The following is an 18,224-nucleotide window of genomic DNA, read 5'->3' on the forward strand; positions in this document are numbered from 1 at the left end:
GCTCGGCGGCTAATCACGGGCGCGCACGGTGTCGAGATGGCTGCAAAGGGTGCGAGTGCCGGCCAGCATCTGTGGCGTGGGCCGCTGCAAGGTGGAGGGCGCCACAAAGAACAGGTTGTTCTGCTGCACAGCACGCAGGGAGGAAAACTGTTTCCAGGGATCCAGCCAGGCGGGATCATCCTCACCCATGCCACCGGCGATGATCACCTCCGGGTCCTTGGCAAGCACCGCTTCACGGCTGATCTTGGGAGCCAGGGATGCCAACTCCCCGAACACATTCACGCCACCGCAGATCTGGATCGCCTCGCTGATCAGATGCTCGTTGTTAACGGTCATCAGCGGCTCTTCCCAGACCTGGTAAAACACCGTCACCGGTGCCGCCTCCGCATAGCGCTGGCGCAGGGAGTCCATGCCACTGCGCAAAGCATCGGCCGCCCCCTGGCCCACCGCTTCGGTCCCGGCCAGCACCGCCAGGCGTTCCAGAGTAGTGCTGATGTCGTCAAAACGGCGGGGTTCGCTGTGATACATCGGCACGCCCATGGCCTGCAGGCGCTCGACCTGTTCCATGGGATTACCACTGCGCCAGGCAACGATCAGATCCGGCTTCAACGCCAGCACCGCTTCCAGATCCAGCCGTTTGTAGCTGCCCACCCGCGGCAGTTTTTCCGCCGCCGGCGGATAATCACTGAAGCTCACCGCTCCCACCACCTGCTCGCCGGCACCGGCAGCGAACAGCAACTCTGTGGCACCAGGGGACAGAGCAATGATGCGACTGGCCGGCTGCCCCAGACAGACCTGTCGATCTGTATCGTCGGTGACACAGACCTGTGCCCGGGCCAGCCCGCTCCCCAGACACAGCATGACTGCCAACAGGGGAAGACAAAGCGATAACAGACGGGCTGGGGGCATGGCGGACTCCGTGTTTCAGTTACTGCACATCGTAACGCAGGCTTACCATTACGGAACGCCCGGCGTTGAGATAGTTCCAGCCACTGAAGTTCTGCGCGGTGGCATACTCCTTGTCGAGCACGTTTTTCATTGTCAGCCGGGTGGACCAGTTCGGCGCAAACTGCCAGCCGGCACGCAGATCAAACAGGCCGAACCCGGAAAGCCGCTGGGTGTTGGCAGCATCATTGTACCTGTGCCCCTGGAAACTGGCGGTGCCACCCAGGGTCACGGTGCCGATGCGACGATCCACATCCAGCCGGCCCAGACGCTGGGCACGACGAGCAATCAACGTATCAGTATCCCGGTCTTCCGGTTTCAGGGCGGAGAAAGCCACCCGCACCTGCCACTCCTGCCAGTCCATGCCCAGGGCTAGCTCCGCCCCTTCGATGCGGGCCTTATTCACATTGAACGAGGAGCCCTTGCTGCCATCGTAGGCGATCAGGTCATCAATATTGGTGCGGTATACCGCCGCATCCCAGAACCAGTGTTGGTACTGTGCGCGAACACCCAGCTCACCGGTTTCCGAGGACTCGGGTTTCAGGTTCGGGTTACTGAAGAAAAAGGGCGGAGAATCCGGGAAATAAAGATCGTTGAAGGTGGGTGCCTTGAAGGCCGTGCCATAGCTCACCCGTACCCGGTGAACCGTATCCAGCTTGTAGCCCAGGGTTGCAGCACCGGTCACCTTGCTGCCGTAGGCATCGTTATCGTCATGGCGCAGGCTGCCTTGGAGATCCAGCGCGCCAAAGTGCAACAAAGCCTGACTGAAAGCGGCCTTGTTGTCCCGGTCGGTCACATCGTACTCGTTGCTGCTAGTGATCTCGTCACGCAGGTATTCGCCACCCAGCACAAACTGATGGGCCCCGGCCGCGAACACATTCTGCCAATTGACGGTACGGGTGCGGGTATCGAAGACGCCGTTACTGACATGGTTGGCAAAGTCTTCGCTTTCGTCCTTGGCCTGACTGATCAGCACCTTGGTCTGCCAGCCATCGGTGAGCATTACCTCACCTTTCAACCCTGCCACCTCCAGCGCGTAGTCGATATTTCGGTCGTCTGCCGGCGTGCTGCCTTCAAATTCCGTATTGCCCTGGGTATGAAAACCGAACACACCGATTTCACCACGGTCGCCAAAGCGGTGGCTGATTTTGGCGATGCCGGCGGTGTTGTCGTAGCCGCGCTCTTCACTGTTTTCGCGCAGCTCGATGCCATTGGTGCGGAAGCGATTGATACCCAGGCTATAACGGGTGCCTCCCTGTTCACCGGAAACGCCGGCACCGGCATTCATGGTGCCGAAACTGCCTGCACCAAAATCCAGCCAGCTGCCATCATCACGAGTAAAGAGCTGCACCACACCGCCCACCGCATCAGCACCGTACAGGGAACCGCGAGGGCCACGAACCACTTCTACCCGCTCCAGCATGGCCGGTGGCAGATATTGCCAGGCCGGACTCCCGGCGGTGGCGGACCGCAACCTCACCCCGTCCACCAGCAGCAGGGTCGCATCACTGGATGCCCCCCGCACGAAGACGCTGGCAATCTTGCCGAAAGAACCATTACTGGCGGTATCCACACCGGGCTGGCCACGCAGAATATCGGCTATGTCCACCGGCTGCTGATCGCGAAGTTGTTGCTCGTCTACCACCGTGACAGACGACAGCGACGCCTCAGTGGTTCGGCTCACCAGGGCTGGGGTTACCACCACCGGATCCAGCATGGCGACCTGTTGTGATGAGGATGTATCGGCCTGAACCACCGACGGCAAGACAGACAAGGACAGAGCGGCAGGTGCCACCAAAAAACGCAAAGACATGAAGGAGATCCCCTGTTGCCGTGCCCACCCGCACGGCCTGGATTCAGCCGCGGAGACACAACAGGGATAACCGGCACCGGACGGCACCGTTACACCCCGCCATCGCCCACCGCGACGCCAAGTTTCACCTTCTGGCCGGTCTCCGGGCTGATGAGCGAGGTGGAATACCTCAGCGCGTTCGCCTTCCCATGCACCCTTTCGGGCTTTGGCACAGTGGCACTACGAAACGCGATTGACTCAATCACCGTTGCGGGGGCAGCGTCGGACTGACTTTGCGGAGATGGCAAAGCACACCGACTTCCCGTTTAACCCGTCTGTGTGTGAACAGGCGGGCACCGGAAGGTGGCGCGAAATTACCAACGGCGGCGGCAATAAGCAAACGGATACGTGTTGCTTGAGGAAAATTCAGGAGAAGTTGAGCACCACTAATAAATGCCATGCAGGCATGACTCCAACGGAGGCGATCAGCTCCGGAGGCTGCCAAGAGGTTTACTTGACAGCTTCGGACCAGGGGCAGAGGATTTGCCGCTTTCCGGCCCCTGTCCTTTTCGGGAGTGTTCCGTGCCCCAGCCTTTCCCTTGGCAAACAGCGATTCCTTCGCCCAGTCAGACGCAACGTGAAACTGCCCTGTCCCGACAAGGCCAGCTCACCAAACCCGCCGGCTCGCTGGGTCGTCTGGAAGCACTGGCGGTGGATCTGGCTGCACTGCAGCACACCGATACACCGGCTGCCGACCGCATCAGCATTGCGGTGTTTGCCGCCGATCACGGCGTCTGCGCGGAAGACATCTCCGCCTTCCCCCAGGCGGTTACCGGGCAGATGATTGCCAACTTCGTGGCCGGCGGGGCGGCCATCAGTGTCATGGCCCGGCATCTTCAGGCCCGGCTGGACGTGATCAACCTGGGTACCGCCAGCCCGGCGCCTGTCACCGACGGCGTGATTGATGACAGCATCGCCGCCGGCACCGCCAATCTCGCCCGCGAGTCGGCCATGTCGTCGGCACAACTGGAACAGGCCCTGGCCGCCGGTGATCGTGCCGCCCAACGCGCCGCAGACCAGAATGCCCAGCTTTTTATCGGTGGCGAAATGGGCATCGGCAACACCACCAGCGCCAGCGCCGTGGCCTGTGCCCTGCTGGCCGAGCCGGCATTGGCACTGGCCGGGCCCGGCACCGGCCTGGATGCGGATGGCGTCAGTCATAAAGCCACCGTGATCGAGCGGGCCCTGGCCCGCCACGGAGACAACCGGGAACCGCTGGCCGTCCTCGCTTCCCTGGGCGGTTTTGAAATTGCGGCGCTCACCGGTGCCATGATCGGCTGCGCCGCCCGAGGCATTCCCGTGCTGGTGGATGGCTTTATTGTCACCGTCGCCGCCCTGGCTGCCGTACGGTTACGGCCAGAGCTACGTGACTGGCTGTTGTTCGGCCATCACTCCCGGGAACCCGGCCACACCCGGCTGCTCGACGCCCTGAACGCAGAGCCGGTTCTCAACCTGTCCATGCGTTTGGGGGAAGGTAGCGGCGCGGCGGTGGCCGTGCCGGTAATTCGCAGCGCCTGCGCCCTGCATAACGGCATGGCGACTTTTGCCGATGCCGGCGTCAACAACGCGGAGTAGACCATGACCACCACCCTGTTTGATCTGATCCGCCACGGCGAACCCGCCGGCGGGCACATGTACCGCGGTCACAAGGACGATCCACTCAGCGACCTGGGCTGGCAGCAAATGCGCGATGCCATCCAGGCGGGGGATCAGTGGGATCACATCCTCACCTCGCCCTTGTTGCGCTGCCGGGAATTCGCCGCCGAATTGTCAGAGCAGCAGCATATTCCCTTCACCGTGGCCCACGACTTCAAGGAAATCAGCTTCGGCGACTGGGAAGGAAAAACCCGGGAACAGGTGGCGCAAGAGTACGGTGATCACCAGGCCAACTTCTGGCGCGATGCGGAAAACCACCCGCCGGTGAATGGCGAAACCATTCAGGATTTTCACCAGCGTATCGGCGACGCCTGGGCACTGTGGCAACAGGCGCTACAAGGTCAGAGGGTCTTGCTGGTCTGCCATGGCGGCGTTATCCGCATGGTGCTGAGTCATGTACTGGGGCTGAGCCCGGGCAAGGCCATGGCGGGATTTCAGGTCCCCTTCGCCTGCCGCTCCCAGGTGCGCATTGATGACACCGAGCATGGCACCTTGAGTTGTCTGGTGAGGCACGGGGACTAACCCGCCGTCATGCCGCTGTAGGAGCGCCGCTTGAGGCGCGAACCGAGCGTAGCGAGGCGACAAAATTTCACAGCAAGCCAGAACTATCCGAAGAAACCCGTCCAGTTCGACAAGCCATCATCGCCCAAGGGCGATTCCTGACCGGGTGAGATGCACGCCTCAAGCGGCGCCCCTACAAAAGAGCGTCCCCCTTCAACGTCTGCGCGATCCCCGCCACCGACATCACCACCCGATCACACTTTTTCGCCAGGGCCTGATTCAACCAGCCCAGCTCATCGGCAAAGCGTCGGGTGAGTGGGTCCATGCCGATCGTCCCCAGCCCCACTTCATTACTGACGATCACCACCGACCCGGGGTAGCCCGCCAACGCTGTCAGGAAACTGTCCTTTTCGCGCACAAACAGGGCATCGCCCGCATGCAGCAGATTACTCACCCACAGGCTCATGCAATCAATCAGCACGCAGGGCGATGGTGACAGGGTGGCCTGGCGACTCAAGAGGCTGCCCAGCTCCACCGGTTCTTCCACCAGCCCCCAGCTGGCAGGACGGCGTCGCTGATGACGACGAATACGCTCACTCATTTCACCATCCCCGGCGGTGGCCGTAGCCACGTACACCACCGGATCTGGGTGCTCCGACACCAACCGTTCCGCCAGCGAACTCTTACCGGAACGGATACCGCCGAGAATCAGGGAATGTGACATCAATTCTTTTTCACAAACTGGGTGAGGATGACAATCCGCTGGCCTTCCACCCGGCCTTCAATCTGCTCCGGGTTATCCTGCACCAGCGAGATATTGCGCACCGGTGTGCCACGCTTGGCGGTGAAGTTGGCGCCCTTCACATTGAGATCCTTGATCAGCGTGACGCTATCTCCGGCCTCCAGCACAGCACCGTTGCTGTCACGGTGCTCGATTTTATCTTCGTCGCTCTGCCCTTCGCCGGTGGCCTGGGCCCATGCCAGGGTCTCGTCATCCAGATAGAGCATATCCAGCAGATCCTGGGGCCAGCCTTCCGCCCGCAACCGGGTCAGCATACGCCAGGCCAATACCTGCACCGCCGGCTCCTGACTCCACATGCTGTCGTTCAGGCAACGCCAGTGGTTGATATCTTCATTGCCGGGATTGTCGATCTGAAAACTGCAGGTTTCACACAACAAGGCGCTCTGCGCCGCTGTGCCATCCCCTTCCGGCGGCACCGCATACACCGCCAAGGCCTCACCGGCACCGCACAATTCACAGGCCGAGTCGGCTCGCGCCAGCAGGGTGGATTCCAGGGTCATTCGTTTACTCCGTCAATGTACCAACCGTAGGGTGGATTAGCCGCAGGCGTAATCCACCGCTTGCCGTTTTTTGGTGGATTACGCTTGAAGCTAATCCACCCTACTTCTTACAAAAGCGCCGGGAACGGCCAGTATGCCAGCATGCTTCCCGGCGATACGGTTTCTCCCACCGGCACCACCGCCAGCCCGTCCGCCCACACCGCAGAGCTCAACATGCCAGAGCTCTGATTGGGGTGTTTTTCCAGCATCATATTGCCGTCCTTTGGCACGCAGCGAACGCGTAAATATTCCTGCCGCTTGCCGGCTTTTTTGACAGAAAAATCCGCCGGCAACCGGAACGGTGCCGGCAAGACATTTTCGGCACCACAGCCCCGGCGCAAGGTGGGCAACACCAGCATCAGGTAACAGACCAGCACGGCAGAGGGATTACCGGGCAGGCCGAAAAACGGAATGCCATCCACGCTGCCATAGGTGAACGGCTTACCCGGCTTGATGGCCAGGCGCCAGAAATCCAGCTGGCCCTGCTGTTCCAGCACCGCCCGTAGATGATCCTCTTCGCCCACGGACACGCCGCCGGTGGAAATAATCACGTCCGGGCGCTGCTGCGGGTCGATGAGAGCCCGGCTCAGGGTGGCGCGAATAATAGCCGGATCGTCGGGCAGATGCTCCCGTTGCACATCGGTAAAACCACTCTGAATCAGCAGCTGCTCCAGTTGCGGGCCATTGCTGTCGTAGATCCTGCCGGGCAACGGCGCTTCATCCGGGGCCTGCAGTTCATCCCCGCTGGTCAGCACCAGCACCCTGGGGGCATACACCCGCACCCGGGAGACGCCCACCGACGCAATCAGCCCCGCGGCCTGGGGAGTCAGGCGCTGGCCGGCGCGTATCACCACCTCATCCAACCGGGCATCCTGCCCCGCCGGGCGAATATTCTGCCCATCGGTGACCGACGCCTGTGCCGGCAGCCTTACCCGGCCGTCAGCAATTTCGCAGTCTTCCTGCATCAATACGGTATCCGCCCCGGCAGGCACTGGCGCGCCGGTGAAGATGCGCGCCACCTGCCCCGGCATCAGGGTACCCGGCGGATCGCCTGCAGCAACGCGCAGCGGCATGGGCAGGGTCAGGCCCGGCTCGTCCAGGTCTGCATAGCGCAGGGCCACGCCATCCACGGCGGCATTATCGAAGGCGGGCACATCCACACGGGACACCACCTCCTGGGCCAGGTACTGGCCACGGGCGTCACCAAGAGCGATCTCCTGCACACGGGCAAACGGCGCGGCGCTGTCCAGCAACCGGGCCAGGGCGTCCTCTACCGGCATCAAACTCATCGGAGCATCCTTTCATCCTTCATCATTGTCATCGTTCTCAACGCCGAATCTGCGCGACAAAGTTGCAGGGGCGATGACGGGCATCCAGCTGGTCGCGGATGATGCGATCCCACCCGGTAGCGCAGGCATTATTGGAACCGGGCAGGCAGAAGATCACCGTGCGATTGGCCAGCCCGGCCAGGCAACGGGACTGAATCGTGGACGAGCCGATGTCCTCCACACTGACCTGGCGAAACAGTTCGCCGAAGCCTTCGATGTGCTTGTCGAACAAAACCCCCAGGGCTTCCGGGGTGGAGTCGCGCCCGGAAAAGCCGGTGCCGCCAGTGGTAACAATGCCCTGAATACGCTCGTCGGCGATCCACTCGGACACCACCTTGCGCAGCTGGTAGATGTCATCCTTGACGATCTGGCGGGCCTGCAAGTGGTGGCCGGCTTCCTCCAGACGCTGGACCAGCAGGTCCCCGGACGTGTCGTTATCCGGGGTACGGGTATCGCTGACGGTCAATACCGCCAGGGCCAGGGGCTCGAAGGCTGCCGCGGGCTTGGACATAGATTTCTCCTTGATGATGGCGCCAATGCTAGCACGAGCCATGCCATGGTGGCTGGACAGCACATCCCGCATTGACCGCTGCCAACAGCCCCCTGTTCGCCACAGTATGCTCACAGTACATTGACGCTATACAACGTGTTTATCGGGAGAGCTGACAATGAGCAGCAGCATGGAAACCGCCCAGCAGGATGCCGCCCGTCTGCCGCGCCTGCCACAACGCAAGCTGGACAATATTCCGGGGGATTATGGTACGCCGTTACTGGGTGACACCATCGAGTTCCTCAAGGACTACCACAAGCTGGTCACCCGGCGGGCCGCAAAATACGGTCTGGTCTCCAAGGGATCGGTGCTGTTTCAACGCGGCGTCACTCTGCTTGGGCCAGAGGCAAACGAGTTTGTCCTCAAGGACCCGGATCACGTATTTTCCAGCCGCGCCGCCTGGAACCCGTTCCTGGAAAAGCTGTTCACCGACGGGCTCATGCTGCGCGACTTTGCCGACCATAAATTTCATCGCCGCATCATGCAGCAGGCATTCAAGAAGCCGGCACTGGCCAGCTACCTGGACCGCATGAACGCCCATATCAGCAGCCAGATACAGCCCTGGCAAACCGGCGAAACGCTCAGCTTCTTCGACCATATCAAGGCGCTGTTGCTGGATGTGGGCGCGCAGATTTTCTTCGGCCTGGACATGGGCCCGGAATCCGACAAGGTAAATAAATCCTTTATCGACTCCGCCGATGCCTCCCTGGCGGTATTACGCCTGCCGATTCCCGGCACCCTCTGGCACCGGGGCATGACAGGACGCCGCTACCTGGAAAAATTCGTCACCGACCTGATTCCGCAGAAACGGGCCAGCGAGACCCCGGATTTCTTCAGCGAGCTGTGCAAGGCCGCCGAAGAAGAAGGCGGCCTGAGCGATCAGGACGTGATGAACCACATGATCTTCCTGCTGTTCGCCGCCCACGACACCACCACCAGCACCCTCTGTTCCATCATCTACCTGCTGGCGCAGCACCCCCACTGGCAGGACCAGCTGGCCGACGAAATGGCCAGCTTGGACAAGGACAGCCTGGACTACGACGACCTGGCCAAACTGGAAAAGACCGGCTGGGTGTTCCGCGAAACCCTGCGCATGCGACCACCGCTGACCGCCTTCCCGCGCCGCACCGTGAAGGAAGTGACCTTCCAGGGCCACACCCTGCCGCGCAACACCCTGGTCAACCTCTCTCCCCTGTTCACCCATTACATGGAGGAATACTGGAGCAACCCGCACACCTTCGACCCGGAACGTTTCAACAACGAACGCGCCGAGCACAAAAAACACTTTTACCAGTGGATTCCCTTCGGCGGTGGCCACCACAAGTGCCTGGGCCTGAACTTTGCCGAGCTGCAAACCAAGACCTTCCTGTTCCACTTTCTGCAGCGCTACAAGGTCAGCCTGAAACCGGGCTACGAAATGCCGGTGCAGCAAGTGCCGCTGATCATGCCCAAGGATGGTTTGCCGGTGGTGCTGGAGAAACGGTAAAGCAGCACGGCTTCGCCTCCAGCGACGAGCTGCTAGGCGCTAGCTACAACGCCGCTGCGGGAGCGCCGCTGGCGGCGCAATCCGAGCCTTGGCGAGTGAGCCTTTCTGTAGGAGCTATGCTTGCATGGCGAACCGCGCTTGCCCGGAAATCGCCCGTAGGGCGATCAGGTATTTCAACACTCGACAGGTCTATCCAGACAGAACGGCGGATAGACCTTTACCTTTGCCGCCCATCTATGCTCGGTTCGCATGTCGCAGATCCCCCTTGGGGGGCAAGCATAGCTCCTACAAGCGGCTTCGTAGATATCCAAGAGTTTGAGGGAATTTTTAGCCTTCCCTATCCAACGAGCGTAGCTCGTAGCTCAGCTCTGCTGATACAGATGCACATCCCGCTGCGGATAAGGGATGGTAATGCCAGCCTTATCGAAGGCCAGTTTGACCTGCTCGAACAGGCCGAAATACACCGGCCAGTAATCCTCGGAATTTACCCAGACCCGGGTCAGCATATTGATACTGCTATCGGCGTGGGCGGAGACAAAAATATTGGGGTTGAACTTGTCGCCACTGAGGATACGGTCGTCGTTATCAATCACGGACTGTATCGCTACCCGGGCATCGGCGATGCTGTCGTCATAGCTGATGCCGAATTCGATATCCACCCGCCGCTGCGGTTCGCAAAAGACATTCTTGATGCAACCGTTAGACATGGGACCGTTGGGAATCACCACCCGCTGATTGTCATAGGTAATCAGAATAGTGTTAAAAATCTGAATGTCGTGGACCCTGCCCATATGCCCCTGGGCGTCGATGATATCCCCCAGCCGATACGGTTTGAAAAAGAGGATCAACACACCGCCGGCAAAGTTGCCCAGGCTACCCTGCAGGGCAAGGCCCACCGCCAGACCGATAGCACCCAGCATGGCGATAAAGGAAGTAGTCTGCACGCCAACCATGCCGGCCACTGCCACCAGCAACAGTAGCTTCAGCAATACCTCCACAAAACTGGTCATGAACTTCTGCAGGGTATCGTCCACCGCCTTGTGCCCCAGCACCCGGTTCAGCCCCTTGGTGATCCGCCCGATGATCCAGAACCCCACTATCAGGGTAATGATGGCCAGCACCACCTTGGGCAGGTAGCCCATGCCAAGCTCGATAGCCTTATCCAGATAAGGCTGCACCTGTTCCATTTCCATGGTTCCCTTTCCTTTGCGAGATAGATAAAGGCGCTAAAATAGCACCGCCTCCGTCCCCCGCCGCGGCAGCACGTCGGAATTTTCCATTATTTACGCTTTGCAGGGAATGAACCGGATTCCGGTTTGCGGCTATACTGCGGGCACATTTTTTACCCGATAGACAGCCATGAAGTACGCCATCCTGCCGGTCACGCCCTTCCAGCAAAACTGCTCCTTCCTGAAATGCGACACCACCGAGAAGGTGGCCATCGTCGATCCTGGCGGTGATCTGGACAAGATTCTGGAAGCCCTGAAGCAGGTCGGCGGCACGCCGGAAAAGATTCTCGTCACCCACGCCCACCTGGACCACATCGGCGCCGTGGCCGAGCTGGCAGAAAAACTGGACCTGCCCATCGAAGGGCCACACACCGACGACCAGTTCTGGATCGACATGCTGCCCCAGCAGGCGCAGATGATGGGCTTTCCCGCTTCGCGCCCGTTCACCCCGACCCGCTGGCTCGAGGAAGGCGACACCGTCACCGTGGGCGAAACCCGTCTCCAGGTGCGTCACTGCCCGGGCCACACCCCGGGGCATGTGGTGTTCTACCAGCCGGAAAGCAAACTGGTGGTGGTCGGCGATGTGCTGTTCAACGGTTCCATCGGTCGCACGGATTTCCCCAAGGGCGATTTCGACACCCTGGTCCAGGCCATCAAGGACAAGTTGCTGACCCTGGATGACGATGTATCCTTCATTCCCGGCCACGGCCCCATGTCCACTATCGGTCACGAGCGGGCCAACAATCCCTTCGTTTCCGGCAAGCACGGTTGAGGCAGAGATGGAATCCAGCGCAATGAAATGGAGCCTGACGGTTGCCGTTATCCTGGTGGCCTGGCTATTGTCCGTATTACTGCGAGGTGCCACCCGGCGCCTGGGCCGCCGTCGTGATTTCAGCCGGGCACGTATCTTCCAGACGGCAGTCGTGATCAACAGCGCCTGCGTGGTCCTGGCGCTGTTGTCCATCGGCATCCTCTGGGGCCTGAACGGCAGTGGGCTGATGGTCTTCGCCACGTCGATGATGGCCCTGCTGGGTGTGGCCCTGTTTGCCAGCTGGTCCATGCTCAGCAACACCACCGCCGCCATTATCCTGTTCTTCAGCGCCCCCTACCGGGTAGGCGATCGCATCCGCCTGCTCGATGGTGACAACACGGTCACCGGGCAGATCCGTTACATGGGCCTGATCTTCATCACCGTGCAGGACGAGCTGGGCCACCGCTACACCCTGCCCAACAACCTGCTGCTACAGAAAACCGTGATTCGCCTGCGCGGCGACACCCTGCCCAAAGACCAGAAACACTGCCGGGCTGACTAGCACACCCCCGACAGAGTAAAGTGACACCTTATTGAAAGGCCTTGCCGGTTTGGCAGGGCCGTTGCTGATCGACACAAGGACGACACCATGCGACTGTTATTTCCCCTGATCTTCATCACCCTGCTGGCCGGCTGTCAGAACGGTACCGAGGCTGGCAATACGCTGCCGGACGCCTGTTACCAGCCGCCGGAAACCGGCATGTGCAAGGCCGCTTTCCAGCGCTATTACTACGATCAGGAAAGCGACAGCTGCAAGAGCTTTACCTGGGGTGGCTGCAAGGGCAGCGTGCCCTTCGAAACACAGGACGCCTGCGTGCAGACCTGTAATGCCAGCAACAGCGAACCTGCCAGCCCGGCGAGAACCTATCGCAGCAAGGGAGACCCGCAATGAGCCAGACATCGTCCCTGGGCATGGCCCGGGCGGTTTATGTACTACACCTGGTGGGCCTGATCACCGGCGGGCTGACCGCCGTTGCCGGGGTTATCATTGCCCACCTGCACGCCGGGGATGCGCCGCCACCCCTGCGTGAGCACTTCCGCTTCCAGTACCGTACCTTCTGGATCGGCCTGCTCTACAGCGTCATTGCCGGCATCACCACCCTGGCCTTTATCGGCTGGCTGCTGATGGTAGTGATTACTATCTGGTGGATCGTGCGCTGTGCCCGCGGCCTGAGCACCCTGAATCGCAACGTGGCGCCTGCCCGGGTCGACACCTGGGGCTTCTGAGTTGTCACAATATTGTCACCACGGCCCGCCAGACTGGTGGGCCAATCAAGGAGATACCATGCTGTCCCTGCGCCTTATACCCCTCGTTCTCTGCGCCCTGTTTCTGTCCGCCTGCGCCCGCAGCCCGGTGGTCCAGCTCTATGATGGCCCCGCCAAATCCGACAGCCAGGTGCTGACCGTGCGCGTGCCCAGTGAAATCGAAGTGTTCACCATCAACGGCAAAGAAGTGGATGGCGTAAACACCTTCTTCGCCACCGACTTCAAGGAACTCAAGCTGACCCCAGGCCGCTACGAGATCCTCGCCTACTACAAGGAGCTGTGGCAGCTGGATGCGGACAATCACGATATCGTGAAAACCAACCCCGCCAACTTCATCGTCGATGGCAAGGCTGGCGAGAAATGGCAGCTGGATTACGACAAACCGGCCAACGTGGAAGAGGCCCGCGCCCTGGAAGACGCCTTTACCGGCCAGGCCATCAACACCACCACCGGTGAAAAAGTCGCGGCCACGGAATCCAACCTGATCCTCAAGCGTGGTTTCCTGGCCCCCATCACCGGCGAAGAAGTGAGCACCGCCGCCTCCGAAAGCGTTGCGCCACAGCAAGCCGCCGCCCCGGCGCCTGCGACCAGCGCCTCAGCTCCGGCTACTCAGGCAGCCCCCGCACCGGCCCCGACCGGCAGCTACCTGGATACCCTGAAAGCTCAGTGGAAACAGGCCACCCCGGAAGAACGCCGGGAGTTTCTGCAGTGGATCGCTGAATAGAGTTACAAGTCACGAGAAGCGAGTCGCGAAAGCCCCCTGAAATATGGGGTTCGCTTCTCGCAACTCGGTACTGACACACTTCTCCACGAAGCCGCTGTAAGAGCGCCCTTCCAGGGCGCGAACCTTGCGAAGCAAGGAATCGCCCAAAGGGCGATCAGGACTTGCCGGACGGCACTGGTCTTCCTAGATATGGCTGCCTATCGCTGAGATTTTTGTCGCCTCGCTGCGCTCGGTTCGCACCTCAAGAGGCGTTATTCGCTACGCTCACCCTTCGGGCCGACCTACGGTCGTTACTCCGCTACGCTACGTTCCTACAGCGGCCTTGTAGATGAATTAGTTGCAACGTCCGCCGCTCACTCCCCCTGAATCGTCACCACCACCCGTCTCGCACCACCATGATCCCGGTGCTCGCACAGATAAATCCCCTGCCAGGTCCCCAGCGCCAGTCGGCCATTGCTGATTGGCAGGCTCAGTGACGGACCGATCAATATGCTCTTGATATGGGCGGGCATGTCGTCCGGGCCTTCCAGGGTGTGTTCATAATAAGGCGCGTTTTCCGGCACCATCACATTAAGGTGCCGCTCCAGATCGCCACGCACATCCGGGTCGGCGTTTTCGTTGATGGTCAGCGACGCGGAGGTATGCTGGATAAACAGATGCAGCAAGCCCACCTTCACATCGGCCAGTCCTGGCAGACCATCGATTATATCTTGTGTTACCAGATGGCAGCCCCGCTTTCGAGCCGCCAGGCTGATAGTTGTCTGAAACCACATAATCAACTCACTGTCTGTATGTCGACAAACGCCCGCTGATGCAACTGTGCCAGATGGACACTATCGCAGTGGCGCCTGAAGTCTTGTACATAGAGATCCGTCTGGGAGCGAACCTTGGTAAAATGTTCACGCAAATAAGCCTCCAGAGAAAAGGGCAACGCTAATGGCGCCAGCCCCAAAATCATGCGATAAGGCCAGTAACCGAGAAGGCCCGCCGCACGCTTCATGGCTTTCTGTTCCTGTGGCGCTTCATTGGCCGCCAGCGCCTCGAGCAAGTCCTTTTGTGCGGCCACCAGTAACGCCAGCAACGTCCGGTCACTCCGGAGCTGTGCAAAACGCCAGTCGCTGGCATCAAGAGCACACAAAAACGTCATCAACACAGCATTGGGCAAGCGGGAACTGGCCAGTGCATTCGCAACGCTCTTGCTGTAAATACCGCTTCCGTTGAACAGCGACAAGACATCGTCGAGCCGTGCCTTGTCACCCGATAGCGGCATGGCAGTCGGAGGCAAAAACCAGGCTATCGACAGGGGCGTGGCGGATGCCACTGGCGTCTCCCCCGGCAAGGGATGGTAATAGCTGATCAGATTGATCATCCCCCTGACGACTTGTGATGCTGGCCAGAACCGCAACAGTAACCGGGAATCCTCCTCACTGGGTTGCAGCATGACCAGCGTTGCATCACAGATAGCCCGGTAAATGGAATCGAAAGGTAGCTGCCGCAGCGCATCCGAAGGAATCGCCAGCAACACCTGATCCCACTGCTGCTTTCCTACCGCCTGCCAGTCTGAAATCAGGGAAAAATCACTGAATTGGCTCACATTGTCACGCCATAAACGTCTCTTGCGGACAAGCGTCACCCCCTGATTCAATGTTGCCCGGTGCTTTTCCTTGATAAAAAACGTCACACTATGACCGGCCTGCTGAAAACAATGGCCGTACACTAATCCCACTGCCCCTGCCCCAACGATCAGGATATTCATACCGACACATCTCCAGCTTTATCGGTTAATAACGAGATAACATAGACCTGCATCCGCGATTCCACGGCAGCCCTGAAGCCTGAATATGGCGTATCAAGGCCTAGAGTAGAGCCTGTGAGATTGCATGCCACAGGCCGAACAGGACAATCCTCGCCCAGACGAGTAGAAAGGTTGAATCATGAAACTGAAAGGACAGACCATCGTACTGACCGGCGCCTCCAGTGGCATCGGTGCCGAGGCAGCGAAAATCATGGCGCGCCGGGGCGCCACCGTGTGTCTGGTAGCGAGGCGGGAAGAGCAGCTGCGGGAAGTCCAGGAACTCATCGAAGCGGATGGCGGCTGCGCCTTTATCTACCCCTGCGACTTGAGCGATAACGTGGCCATCGACGCCTGCGCCGCGCGCATTCTCGCCGAGCAGCCACGCATTGATGCGCTGGTAAACAACGCCGCCCATTCCATCCGCCGCCCCATTGAGCAGTCCCTGGATCGCCTGCACGATTATCAACGCACCGTACAGCTCAACTATATTGGTGCCGTGGCCATGACCCTGAAACTGTTGCCGCGTTTTCTCGAGCAGGGCCACGGCCATGTGGTGAATATTTCCAGCCTTTCCACCCAGGTGCCCATCCCCCTGTTTTCCGCCTACCTGGCCAGCAAGAGCGCACTGGAATCCTTCACCCGTTCCCTTGCAGGCGGAAATGGGCCACCAGGGCATCAGCACCACGGTGGTGTACTTCCCCATGGTGCGCACGCCCATGTCATCGCGCACCGCCATCTACAAATACATGCCGATGATGCACGTGAAAAAGGCCGCCGGCTGGATTGTGGAAGCCTGCGAAAAACGCCCGGCCCGCATCGCCCGCCCCATGGGCAAACTGGGCAGCGTACTGCTCGCCGCCCTCCCCGGCCCGGCCACAAAATTGCCGCAGCCATTGTTCAGAGGCATGGACAAACTGCTGGCCAGCCAGCTTAAAAAGAAAGGTTGAATCATTACCGTAGGAGCTATGCTTGCCCCTCAGGGGATCTGCGACATGCGAACCTGCTCGCGATTGCGGTTATTCGCCATGCAAGCATAGCTCCTACAACAACCTTCAATTCACCACGTTAATCGCACTGCCCGCCTGCCACTGACGAATGTTCTCCACCACCCCATCCAGCAGTCGTTGCCGACATTCCCTCGTACCCCAGGCGTTGTGCGGGGTAATGATCAGATTGGGGATATCCTCCGCCAGCAACGGGTGATCCGCCGGCGGCGGTTCGCTGCTGAGCACGTCCAGGCCGGCGCCGCCCAGGTGGCCAGAGCGCAGGGCATCGGCCAGGGCCGGTTCATCGATCAGGCCGCCCCGGGCGGTGTTGATCAGCAGGGCACCGGGTTTCATCTGGGCAAGAAACGACGCATTCACCAGCTTGTCGGTCTGGGGTGTCAGCGGGCAATGCAGGCTGAGCACATCCGCCTGCGGTAACAGTTCCGCCAATGACACACGCCCGGATTGGCCACCGTGACGCTGGAAGGATTCCGCCACCAGTACCTGCATGCCAAGCGCTTCGGCCAGTCGTGCCACTTCCCGGCCCAGATCCCCGTGGCCGATCAGCCCCAGGGTCTTGCCGGCCAGTTCCATGATCGGATGATTCAGCAGACAGAACTGCTCCGCCCGGCTCCAGGCCCCGGCCTTCACATCCCGATCGTAAAGCTGCCAGCGGGTGGCCAGTGACAACATCATAGTCAGGGTGTGCTGAGCCACCGATGCCCGCGCATAGCCGCTCACATTACACACCGTAATCCCCAGCTCCCGGGCCGCCTCCAGATCCACATTATTGGTACCGGTGGCACAAATGCAGATAAGCTTGAGAGACGGGCAGGCTTTCAGGGTGGCGGCATCCAGCACCACCTTGTTGGTGATGACCACCTGGGCACCGTCCAGACGCGCCAGCCGATCTTGCGGGCGGGTCAGCGGATGAAAGGTCCAGGGCATCAACGCCTCCAGGGCGGAGAAGTCCATCTCGTCGGGATTGAGGGTATCGGTGTCGAGAAAAACGCCCTGCATGTTCGGTCACCTTTATCGGGGAAGAAGGGAGGTGTTCCATGCTAACGGATTTGCTGGAAAAGATGGGCTTCACCCTGCCACAGCACGACTGGCAGAAACCGGTAGTGGGCGTCAGCGCCTGCCTGCTCGGCCAGAAGGTCCGCTACGACGGCGACCACAAACACAACGCCATCCTGGTGCATCAGCTCGGCCCCCTGCTACGTTTTCGCGACACCTGCCCGGAAGTGGCCATCGGCCTGCCGGTCCCGCGCCCACCGATTCAGGTCGTGCAGGTGGACGATGCCCTGCGCGTCAAAGGCGTGGAAAACCCGCAGCAGGATGTCACCGAAGCACTGGAGGACGTGGCCGCCGGCATGACTGAACCCCTCAGCGGCTTCGTACTCAAAGCCCGCTCACCCAGTTGCGGCCACCTGAGCACCCCGGTGCATAACGCCGGCGGCCAGCAGATCGGCATGGCCTCCGGCGCCTTCGCCCGCAAACTCCACGAACTGTTCCCGCGCATTCCCCTGGCCAACGACAGCGACCTGGAAAAGCCCGCCTTCCTGCAAAGTTTTCTGCTACAGGTGTACTGCTACCACCAGTGGCATCACAGCGACCATCAGGGCCAGTGGCTCAATGACATGCAGGCGCAAAGCGAACAGCTGGACGAACCGCTGCACAGTGGCCTGCGCCACTATCTGGATAAACTGGGGCAAGCGATGCATTGAAAGGCAATGAATAGTTAATAGCTGCCG

At 60.4% G+C, this 18,224-nt stretch carries 20 protein-coding genes and 1 riboswitch; of the genes, 10 read left to right on the forward strand and 10 right to left on the reverse strand.

Features of this window, described 5'->3' with window-relative positions:
* Positions 1 to 9: 9 nt before the first annotated feature.
* Both ACMG4M_RS15695 and ACMG4M_RS15700 read right to left on the reverse strand, forming a co-directional pair.
* Positions 10 to 909: a cobalamin-binding protein gene (locus ACMG4M_RS15695; protein ID WP_414430374.1), complete on the reverse strand. Its 900-nt coding sequence runs from the start codon at positions 907 to 909 to the stop codon at positions 10 to 12.
* 19 nt (positions 910 to 928) lie between these two features.
* Positions 929 to 2,758 (reverse strand): TonB-dependent receptor domain-containing protein, encoded by a 1,830-nt coding sequence (locus tag ACMG4M_RS15700; protein ID WP_414430375.1) that lies wholly within the window; start codon positions 2,756 to 2,758, stop codon positions 929 to 931.
* Positions 2,759 to 2,873: 115 nt separating this feature from the next.
* Positions 2,874 to 3,113, reverse strand: a riboswitch (cobalamin riboswitch).
* 206 nt (positions 3,114 to 3,319) lie between these two features.
* Here ACMG4M_RS15700 and cobT point away from each other — a divergent pair.
* Both cobT and ACMG4M_RS15710 read left to right on the forward strand, forming a co-directional pair.
* Positions 3,320 to 4,372, forward strand: coding sequence for a nicotinate-nucleotide--dimethylbenzimidazole phosphoribosyltransferase (gene cobT / locus ACMG4M_RS15705; protein ID WP_414430376.1), 1,053 nt, complete (start codon positions 3,320 to 3,322; stop codon positions 4,370 to 4,372).
* A 3-nt stretch (positions 4,373 to 4,375) separates the two neighbouring features.
* Positions 4,376 to 4,975 (forward strand): histidine phosphatase family protein, encoded by a 600-nt coding sequence (locus ACMG4M_RS15710; RefSeq protein ID WP_414430377.1) that lies wholly within the window; start codon positions 4,376 to 4,378, stop codon positions 4,973 to 4,975.
* 172 nt (positions 4,976 to 5,147) lie between these two features.
* Here the strand turns inward: ACMG4M_RS15710 and cobU are convergent, their stop codons facing one another.
* The 4 genes from cobU to moaB form a co-directional block, all read right to left on the reverse strand.
* Entirely contained in the window at positions 5,148 to 5,678 is a 531-nt protein-coding gene (cobU, locus tag ACMG4M_RS15715) for a bifunctional adenosylcobinamide kinase/adenosylcobinamide-phosphate guanylyltransferase (RefSeq protein WP_414430378.1), read from the reverse strand.
* A complete protein-coding gene (locus tag ACMG4M_RS15720) occupies positions 5,678 to 6,256 on the reverse strand; it encodes a PhnA domain-containing protein (protein ID WP_272975437.1) in 579 nt (192 codons plus the stop codon). The genes cobU and ACMG4M_RS15720 overlap by 1 nt, the downstream gene beginning before the upstream one ends.
* A 107-nt stretch (positions 6,257 to 6,363) precedes the next feature.
* Complete coding sequence (glp, locus tag ACMG4M_RS15725) at positions 6,364 to 7,584, reverse strand: gephyrin-like molybdotransferase Glp (protein ID WP_414430379.1); 1,221 nt, start codon at positions 7,582 to 7,584, stop codon at positions 6,364 to 6,366.
* 37 nt (positions 7,585 to 7,621) lie between these two features.
* Entirely contained in the window at positions 7,622 to 8,134 is a 513-nt protein-coding gene (moaB, locus tag ACMG4M_RS15730; RefSeq protein ID WP_335626890.1) for a molybdenum cofactor biosynthesis protein B, read from the reverse strand.
* Between the two features lie 157 nt (positions 8,135 to 8,291).
* Here moaB and ACMG4M_RS15735 point away from each other — a divergent pair, with 157 nt between their 5' ends.
* Positions 8,292 to 9,659: a cytochrome P450 gene (locus ACMG4M_RS15735; RefSeq protein WP_414430380.1), complete on the forward strand. Its 1,368-nt coding sequence runs from the start codon at positions 8,292 to 8,294 to the stop codon at positions 9,657 to 9,659.
* A gap of 362 nt (positions 9,660 to 10,021) precedes the next feature.
* Here the strand turns inward: ACMG4M_RS15735 and ACMG4M_RS15740 are convergent, their stop codons facing one another.
* Positions 10,022 to 10,852: a mechanosensitive ion channel family protein gene (locus ACMG4M_RS15740; RefSeq protein WP_272979995.1), complete on the reverse strand. Its 831-nt coding sequence runs from the start codon at positions 10,850 to 10,852 to the stop codon at positions 10,022 to 10,024.
* A gap of 166 nt (positions 10,853 to 11,018) precedes the next feature.
* Here ACMG4M_RS15740 and ACMG4M_RS15745 point away from each other — a divergent pair, with 166 nt between their 5' ends.
* The 5 genes from ACMG4M_RS15745 (at position 11,019) to ACMG4M_RS15765 (ending at position 13,689) form a co-directional block, all read left to right on the forward strand.
* On the forward strand, positions 11,019 to 11,660 hold the full coding sequence (locus ACMG4M_RS15745) for an MBL fold metallo-hydrolase (RefSeq protein WP_414430381.1): 642 nt from the start codon (positions 11,019 to 11,021) through the stop codon (positions 11,658 to 11,660).
* A 7-nt stretch (positions 11,661 to 11,667) separates the two neighbouring features.
* Positions 11,668 to 12,201 (forward strand): mechanosensitive ion channel domain-containing protein, encoded by a 534-nt coding sequence (locus tag ACMG4M_RS15750; RefSeq protein ID WP_414430382.1) that lies wholly within the window; start codon positions 11,668 to 11,670, stop codon positions 12,199 to 12,201.
* A gap of 87 nt (positions 12,202 to 12,288) precedes the next feature.
* The gene (locus tag ACMG4M_RS15755; RefSeq protein ID WP_297765023.1) at positions 12,289 to 12,591 is read left to right on the forward strand and encodes a BPTI/Kunitz domain-containing protein; all 303 of its coding nucleotides are present in this window, start codon (positions 12,289 to 12,291) and stop codon (positions 12,589 to 12,591) included.
* Entirely contained in the window at positions 12,588 to 12,926 is a 339-nt protein-coding gene (locus ACMG4M_RS15760) for a DUF4870 family protein (RefSeq protein ID WP_272997683.1), read from the forward strand. Before ACMG4M_RS15755 ends, ACMG4M_RS15760 begins: the two co-directional genes overlap by 4 nt.
* A gap of 58 nt (positions 12,927 to 12,984) precedes the next feature.
* Entirely contained in the window at positions 12,985 to 13,689 is a 705-nt protein-coding gene (locus ACMG4M_RS15765) for a DUF2057 family protein (protein WP_414430383.1), read from the forward strand.
* A gap of 353 nt (positions 13,690 to 14,042) precedes the next feature.
* On the opposite strand, the gene ACMG4M_RS15770 is transcribed toward ACMG4M_RS15765, so the two are convergent.
* On the reverse strand, positions 14,043 to 14,462 hold the full coding sequence (locus ACMG4M_RS15770; protein WP_414430384.1) for a secondary thiamine-phosphate synthase enzyme YjbQ: 420 nt from the start codon (positions 14,460 to 14,462) through the stop codon (positions 14,043 to 14,045).
* Positions 14,463 to 14,464: 2 nt separating this feature from the next.
* Positions 14,465 to 15,445, reverse strand: a complete 981-nt coding sequence (locus tag ACMG4M_RS15775) for a ketopantoate reductase family protein (protein WP_035245359.1) — start codon at positions 15,443 to 15,445, stop codon at positions 14,465 to 14,467.
* A gap of 178 nt (positions 15,446 to 15,623) precedes the next feature.
* Here ACMG4M_RS15775 and ACMG4M_RS15780 point away from each other — a divergent pair, with 178 nt between their 5' ends.
* The gene (locus tag ACMG4M_RS15780) at positions 15,624 to 16,418 is read left to right on the forward strand and encodes an SDR family NAD(P)-dependent oxidoreductase (protein ID WP_414430386.1); all 795 of its coding nucleotides are present in this window, start codon (positions 15,624 to 15,626) and stop codon (positions 16,416 to 16,418) included.
* 118 nt (positions 16,419 to 16,536) lie between these two features.
* Here the strand turns inward: ACMG4M_RS15780 and ACMG4M_RS15785 are convergent, their stop codons facing one another.
* Complete coding sequence (locus tag ACMG4M_RS15785; protein ID WP_414430387.1) at positions 16,537 to 17,490, reverse strand: 2-hydroxyacid dehydrogenase; 954 nt, start codon at positions 17,488 to 17,490, stop codon at positions 16,537 to 16,539.
* A gap of 38 nt (positions 17,491 to 17,528) precedes the next feature.
* Here ACMG4M_RS15785 and ACMG4M_RS15790 point away from each other — a divergent pair, with 38 nt between their 5' ends.
* Positions 17,529 to 18,197 carry a DUF523 domain-containing protein gene (locus tag ACMG4M_RS15790; protein WP_272997691.1) on the forward strand — a complete coding sequence of 223 codons (669 nt, stop codon included), beginning with the start codon at positions 17,529 to 17,531 and terminating at the stop codon, positions 18,195 to 18,197.
* The last annotated feature ends 27 nt before the right edge of the window (positions 18,198 to 18,224 follow it).

Source organism: Alcanivorax sp. IL3 (assembly GCF_047495465.1).
Lineage (GTDB): Bacteria > Pseudomonadota > Gammaproteobacteria > Pseudomonadales > Alcanivoracaceae > Alcanivorax > Alcanivorax jadensis.

What these genes read in the sequence shown, in the direction of transcription:
- ACMG4M_RS15740 (WP_272979995.1), bottom strand. Translation starts at nt 10,852, where the DNA reads ATGGAAATGGAACAGGTGCAGCCTTATCTGGATAAGGCTATCGAGCTT.
- ACMG4M_RS15775 (WP_035245359.1), bottom strand. Translation starts at nt 15,445, where the DNA reads ATGAATATCCTGATCGTTGGGGCAGGGGCAGTGGGATTAGTGTACGGC.
- cobU (WP_414430378.1), bottom strand. Translation starts at nt 5,678, where the DNA reads ATGTCACATTCCCTGATTCTCGGCGGTATCCGTTCCGGTAAGAGTTCG.
- ACMG4M_RS15750 (WP_414430382.1), top strand. Translation starts at nt 11,668, where the DNA reads ATGGAATCCAGCGCAATGAAATGGAGCCTGACGGTTGCCGTTATCCTG.
- ACMG4M_RS15785 (WP_414430387.1), bottom strand. Translation starts at nt 17,490, where the DNA reads ATGCAGGGCGTTTTTCTCGACACCGATACCCTCAATCCCGACGAGATG.
- ACMG4M_RS15745 (WP_414430381.1), top strand. Translation starts at nt 11,019, where the DNA reads ATGAAGTACGCCATCCTGCCGGTCACGCCCTTCCAGCAAAACTGCTCC.
- ACMG4M_RS15700 (WP_414430375.1), bottom strand. Translation starts at nt 2,758, where the DNA reads ATGTCTTTGCGTTTTTTGGTGGCACCTGCCGCTCTGTCCTTGTCTGTC.
- moaB (WP_335626890.1), bottom strand. Translation starts at nt 8,134, where the DNA reads ATGTCCAAGCCCGCGGCAGCCTTCGAGCCCCTGGCCCTGGCGGTATTG.
- ACMG4M_RS15695 (WP_414430374.1), bottom strand. Translation starts at nt 909, where the DNA reads ATGCCCCCAGCCCGTCTGTTATCGCTTTGTCTTCCCCTGTTGGCAGTC.
- ACMG4M_RS15735 (WP_414430380.1), top strand. Translation starts at nt 8,292, where the DNA reads ATGAGCAGCAGCATGGAAACCGCCCAGCAGGATGCCGCCCGTCTGCCG.
- glp (WP_414430379.1), bottom strand. Translation starts at nt 7,584, where the DNA reads ATGAGTTTGATGCCGGTAGAGGACGCCCTGGCCCGGTTGCTGGACAGC.
- ACMG4M_RS15765 (WP_414430383.1), top strand. Translation starts at nt 12,985, where the DNA reads ATGCTGTCCCTGCGCCTTATACCCCTCGTTCTCTGCGCCCTGTTTCTG.
- ACMG4M_RS15710 (WP_414430377.1), top strand. Translation starts at nt 4,376, where the DNA reads ATGACCACCACCCTGTTTGATCTGATCCGCCACGGCGAACCCGCCGGC.
- ACMG4M_RS15770 (WP_414430384.1), bottom strand. Translation starts at nt 14,462, where the DNA reads ATGTGGTTTCAGACAACTATCAGCCTGGCGGCTCGAAAGCGGGGCTGC.
- ACMG4M_RS15790 (WP_272997691.1), top strand. Translation starts at nt 17,529, where the DNA reads ATGCTAACGGATTTGCTGGAAAAGATGGGCTTCACCCTGCCACAGCAC.
- ACMG4M_RS15760 (WP_272997683.1), top strand. Translation starts at nt 12,588, where the DNA reads ATGAGCCAGACATCGTCCCTGGGCATGGCCCGGGCGGTTTATGTACTA.
- ACMG4M_RS15720 (WP_272975437.1), bottom strand. Translation starts at nt 6,256, where the DNA reads ATGACCCTGGAATCCACCCTGCTGGCGCGAGCCGACTCGGCCTGTGAA.
- ACMG4M_RS15755 (WP_297765023.1), top strand. Translation starts at nt 12,289, where the DNA reads ATGCGACTGTTATTTCCCCTGATCTTCATCACCCTGCTGGCCGGCTGT.
- ACMG4M_RS15780 (WP_414430386.1), top strand. Translation starts at nt 15,624, where the DNA reads ATGAAACTGAAAGGACAGACCATCGTACTGACCGGCGCCTCCAGTGGC.